This is a genomic window from Stenotrophomonas sp. P5_B8 (assembly GCF_054049855.1).
In genome coordinates, this window is sequence record NZ_JBFULO010000896.1 from 1 (window position 1) to 507 (window position 507).

At 59.2% G+C, this 507-nt stretch carries 1 protein-coding gene; it reads left to right on the forward strand.

Translation table 11 applies throughout. The features are described 5' to 3' along the window. Positions 1–507 (forward strand): family 43 glycosylhydrolase (locus tag ACXJKH_RS22050; RefSeq protein ID WP_457322580.1); only part of this gene is annotated, 507 nt, incomplete at both ends.

The window sequence follows — 507 nt, forward strand, 5'->3', positions numbered from 1 at the left end:
ATAGATGGCACGACCTTTAGCACCGGGGGAAAGCGCTATTTCGTTTACTCCCCCTATGTTGGCCCGGACAGCGTGCTGGCCATCGTGGCCATGTCCAATCCCTGGACATTGACTGGAGCGGAAACCATCATCGCGCGCCCCGACCAGACTTGGGAGATGAAGGGTGGACGGCAGATCCTGGAAGGTCCCGAATTCCTGGAGGGCCCTAACGGTGACCTGTTCTTGACCTACTCAGGCAGCGCCTGCTGGTCCGATGATTACGCCATTGGCCTGCTGCACGCCAAAGCAGGCGCCGACCCCTTGGATGCAAAAGCGTGGTCTAAGGAAAAGCACCCTATCTTGGCGAAGAACCCGGCCGGCAATGTATATGCGCCGGGACATAACGGGTTCTTCCAGATGAGTGACGGAACGCCATGGATCGTGTATCACGCCAATCCGGGCCCTGAAATGGGTTGTACGCCCGAACGTTCGCCGCGCGTGCAGCCAGTGCATTGGGATGAGGAGGGC